At 41.7% G+C, this 4,521-nt stretch carries 5 protein-coding genes; 4 read left to right on the forward strand and 1 reads right to left on the reverse strand.

The annotated features are described in order from the left end of the window. Positions 1-564, forward strand: a 564-nt coding sequence (locus AAFM34_RS20390; protein ID WP_341666019.1) for a hypothetical protein, incomplete at its 5' end; no start/stop codon positions are given. A 197-nt stretch (positions 565-761) separates the two neighbouring features. Continuing rightward, positions 762-1,859, forward strand: coding sequence for a YdcF family protein (locus tag AAFM34_RS20395; protein ID WP_341666021.1), 1,098 nt, complete (start codon positions 762-764; stop codon positions 1,857-1,859). Between the two features lie 19 nt (positions 1,860-1,878). On the opposite strand, the gene arfB is transcribed toward AAFM34_RS20395, so the two are convergent. Beyond that, positions 1,879-2,292, reverse strand: coding sequence for an alternative ribosome rescue aminoacyl-tRNA hydrolase ArfB (gene arfB / locus AAFM34_RS20400; protein ID WP_341666023.1), 414 nt, complete (start codon positions 2,290-2,292; stop codon positions 1,879-1,881). A gap of 169 nt (positions 2,293-2,461) precedes the next feature. Between arfB and AAFM34_RS20405 the strand changes: the two genes are divergently transcribed. Together AAFM34_RS20405 and AAFM34_RS20410 are read left to right on the forward strand one after the other, a co-directional pair. Next, positions 2,462-3,571, forward strand: a complete 1,110-nt coding sequence (locus tag AAFM34_RS20405; RefSeq protein WP_341666025.1) for an acyltransferase — start codon at positions 2,462-2,464, stop codon at positions 3,569-3,571. A gap of 206 nt (positions 3,572-3,777) precedes the next feature. Continuing rightward, positions 3,778-4,494 (forward strand): hypothetical protein, encoded by a 717-nt coding sequence (locus AAFM34_RS20410; RefSeq protein WP_341666027.1) that lies wholly within the window; start codon positions 3,778-3,780, stop codon positions 4,492-4,494. Positions 4,495-4,521: the final 27 nt, after the last annotated feature.

The raw sequence follows: 4,521 nt of genomic DNA on the forward strand, positions 1-4,521 counted from the left end.
TTGACGACGGGCACACCGACTCATGACACTGAGGTAGAAGTTAGGTTGACCTTTAATGAGTTAGTGAAGGATGTGACAGCCCAGGTTGGGGGTGTTGAGGTGAGTTTTGACGGCCAAGACGCGAGCGATGTTTGGGTAGGCAAGACAAGCTCAAAGATTCAGTTGTCGCCGGGAAGCAGTACGCTGGATGCAACCGTGACGGCTTACCAAGATATGTCTGGTACCTCGGGCGATTTAGCGAGTGTGAGTAACACAGCGACAGTGAGTGTGAAACCGTTTCTAACGCTAGATCAAGAGATAGTCGATAATCCTATTGATTCAAATGCAGTCATCATTCACGGTAGTGCCCTTGGAGTGGCTTCGGGGGCGTTTTTGAAGCTTGAAGTGACACGAGATGAGATCTCAGAATATTCTCAAGATGTCCAAGTGGATGACAAAGGTATTTGGACTACAGAGACCCTAGATTGGGGAGATTGGTTGCTAGGTACCTATACCGTTATCGTTTCAGGCCCTAATAATTCTGACTTAACTAGTGAGGTTAAAAACACCATCACCATTGAATAATTAGCAATGAATAAGGCTTGATGGAGATGCTAAGTATGTCCATCAAGCCCTGATCCTCACTCTTTGTGACCTTACTTCTCGTTTTAGCACTCTGTAACTATGGAAGTGTAAAACATAACCTCTGTCACGGTTTTTATATTTTTATTTTATAAACTCCACATTCGGTATTGAGATAGATAAGATCCTTAGGACTTTGCATGAACAAAACATTGATTTCGCTGTTACTCACTGGTGCATTGGCATTCGGTGCGTCAGCACCTGCAACCGCAGATTTAGAGCACGCTGTACAGGCTTCTGCCCAATACACGGATCTGGTCACAAAACGTGAGGTCGTCGATAAGCTGTTAAATGATGCGGTAAGTGCATTTAAGTCACCTGCGCGAGTCTCTCATGCTGGTTTTACGGCAAAAATGCCAAGTAATATGGAAATTGTGACTGACCGTCTTTTGCAAGCATATCAACTTGAGCCTTATCGAACGGATCTGTTGATTTCGGCTGCGAATGCGCAGATTTATAACAAGAACGTTGATCGAGCGATCGAATTGTTCGAACAAGCTTTATCTGTCGCACCTGATGATATTGATTTGCACGCGTATCTCGCCGTGTGGCAAAAATTTAACGGTAACCAAGCAGAGTCTCAAAAGCATAGGCAGGCACTGGCTAAACTCAATGCTGGAAAAGCGCAAGATTTAACCCGCATATTCCAAACCATTGATCGCGTGGTTGCTACTCCGCTAAAAGAGAAAGTAGATAAGGGTGCTCTTGGTGAAAATGGCGCGATTGTCACTCTGGGTTATGCGCTTAACCCTGATGGTTCTATGCACTCCATTTTAATTGAGCGGCTTGAGACAACGTTAAAGCTTGCGCAAGCGAACCCGAAAGCACTGATTGTACTGACAGGAGGCGTGCCGCAAAACCACAAAACGGAAGGCAAACTGATGGCAGACTGGCTAATAGCCAAAGGAGTGAGTGCGGATCGCATTATTGAAGAGAACTATGCCACTAGTACGGTCGGTAATGCGTTGTTTAGTAGTTATGCTCTTGCAAGACACAAGGTACAACACGCGACAATCATCAGTTCTGCCAGCCATGTTCTTCGTGGGCAGGTACTGTTTGAAATTGCCAGTTGGCAAACGGGTCCTAGTGGCATTACCTTTGATACGCTCGCGTACCCAGACAAACCACTTAAAGAGTTAAAACAAATCAGTAAGGGTGAGCTGCTGGGTATTTATCGTGACGCGCTGCGTACCTATGGTATGTGGAGCTATCGGTCTTACCCGCTTGAATCAAGATAAACACTATGGGTGAGCGTCATTAATGACTCACCCTTGTCCGAAGAGACTTGGTTTGAGAACGAGCATTTTTGGACTTTAACCGCTTTTCATTTGCCGCCCTACTTGGTTTTGTTGGGCGGCGTTTTTTCTGTACTTGGACTGCGCTACGTATTATCTGCGCCAGCCGCTCAAGAGCGTCCTCTTTGTTTTGTTCCTGAGTTCGAAATTGCTGCGCTTTTATTGTGAGAATGCCTTGTTTCGAAATTCGAGAATCACTGAGCGCCATCAACCCCTGTTTGTAAATGTCGGGGAGAGAAGAGTGAATGATGTCGAACTGCAGATGTATTGCAGAAGAAACCTTATTTACGTTTTGCCCGCCAGCTCCCTGCGCTCGTATTGCGGTGAGCGTAATTTCCCATGCGTGAAGTGTAACTGTATTTGAAATCTTAAGCATAATAGATAGGTGTGTCAGGTTTGCATTCAGAGTGTAAGCCAGAAGTCACTTAGATTCTATCGGTTTTGGTTGCTTGATCGTGTTTATTAAAAATCTTGTCTCTTAACACTCGGCAAAATCTGTGCTATCTCACTACACTTTAACAAGCTGAGCTTAGAGAGAAACAAGTATGGTAAAGAAACACATAGATGCATTAACTGGTATCAGAGGCTTCGCCGCATTATGGGTTTTATTACATCACTTAGTAACTCAATATCCACTTGAGGGAAAGCTGCCCCATTGGGTGACCAATATTGCTGAGAAGGGTTGGCTTGGTGTCGATTTATTCTTCGTTCTGAGTGGCTTTGTGATTGCTTATGTCCATCATAATGATTTTAGCGATCGGTTATCGTTTTCTTCTTGGCGTCGTTTTATGTGGCTGCGTATTGCGCGAATTTACCCGGTTCATCTTGTTACCACGCTTGCATTGGTGCCGATTTTTTTGCTCGCCAGTACTCTATTTAATTATCACTCCCCAGCCGATGCTTTCTCATTACCCAAGTTTTTGTTTAGTATGAGCTTAACCAATGGATTTGGTGTTGAGAATTCAGTCGGCTGGAACGCTCCTTCATGGTCAGTAAGTAGTGAGTTTTTTGCCTATTTGTGTTTTCCATTTTTGGCGGCATTACTTTTTAGAGCCTCTCTATCTATGTTGCAATGCTTTGCAATCATGGCAGCTGTATTTGCGTTAACGATAAGCTTGGGTTGGGGATTAACCGATAGGGAAAGTTATTTTGCAGGTTGGCAGTTTGTTCTGCTACGAGTATTGAGTGAATTTCTGGTCGGTATGTTGATTTTTAGGCTGTATCAAATTACCAAAGTCACGACTTTGCTACCAACGGCCGTTGTGGCACTGTCTATCATTGCGTTCATGGCTATATTTAACACCCATAGCCGCTGGGATTGGGTAATGATTATGGCGTTTGGTTTGCTTTTATTTTCTTTAACCGATAACAATCATTTTGCTAGCCGTTGGCTATCTAGTTCGGTAGCGGTTTACTTAGGCAAGATTTCATACTCAGTTTATTTATGTCATGGCGTCGTATTTATGGTGTTAAACAGTGCGTTTGGTCGACTTTTACCCGATTGGTCAGGTGTCGCACTATTAGTTCCTATTGCCGCGTATGTTGGTGTATCGATACTCGCTGCTCATATCACCTACACATTCATTGAGGTGCCCGCGCAAGCTTGGCTCAAACAGAGAATTAAAAGAGAATATCGAGCCGATTTAAAAACATAATAAATTTAGAAATATATTTATTTTAATGTGGTTGGCTTTGTATTTTATTTATTACATTAAATTCCATATTGCCTTATTTGTATTTTAATTATGATTCATTATAGACAATTATCACATAAAATTATTTTACTCTTATTTGTTTTAATTAATTCTTGAAAGTAATAATCTAATAATTGATATTGCTGCTTGAAAATAAGGAGTAATCTATGAATAAAAAAAACCTACTTGCAATATTATTTCTTTCTGCGCCGTCTGTTGCTGATACACTATCTATTGTTCCGGATATAAAAAGTGGATTACCTGCTGTGATGAATGAGCCTGTGCTATACCAAGCGCCTCAGTTTGATTATTTCAATTTGGCGGATGGCTATCTTGAGCAGCGAGCCGAAGCCATTGCTAAGTTGCCAATGGCTTTGTCGGATATCGAGCGGGTATGTATCCAAACTTCATACAGTGGTATCGATCCTTCTTCTTCAGATCAATCTGGTGTTTTGATTTATACCTATGCCGAAGATAATAGTGGAAATAAGATTCACAATACCACTATTGGTGATAGAGTTAATTTAGAAACAGTTTCAAAGCACTGTATCGATGAATCTAATTGGGTTTATGACAATTGGTTGGCCGATAAAAGCATGACATTTACTCCATATAGCTCATCATCGACGGTAATAACTGATGTGCGCGTTATTATTGAGGGATCATTATCATTATCTCAGGTACCTACAGAGTTTACTGAGCAATATTATGATTTTATAACCAAAGTAGGCTTTGACCAATCTGCGAATTTTTATCATCCTGATGATATCAGTGACTTAAAAGATGTTCTGGTATCAGGTCTTGAACATAATGATTCAAGTATGAAGTTTATCAAAAATATTGCATTCGGTAACACAGTGCTGAGGAATCCCCTGATAATTTAGATAAAAATCATCAAGTTAAGGTAGATG

Origin of the sequence: Vibrio sp., assembly GCF_038138445.1 — a bacterium.
Taxonomy (GTDB): domain Bacteria; phylum Pseudomonadota; class Gammaproteobacteria; order Enterobacterales; family Vibrionaceae; genus Vibrio.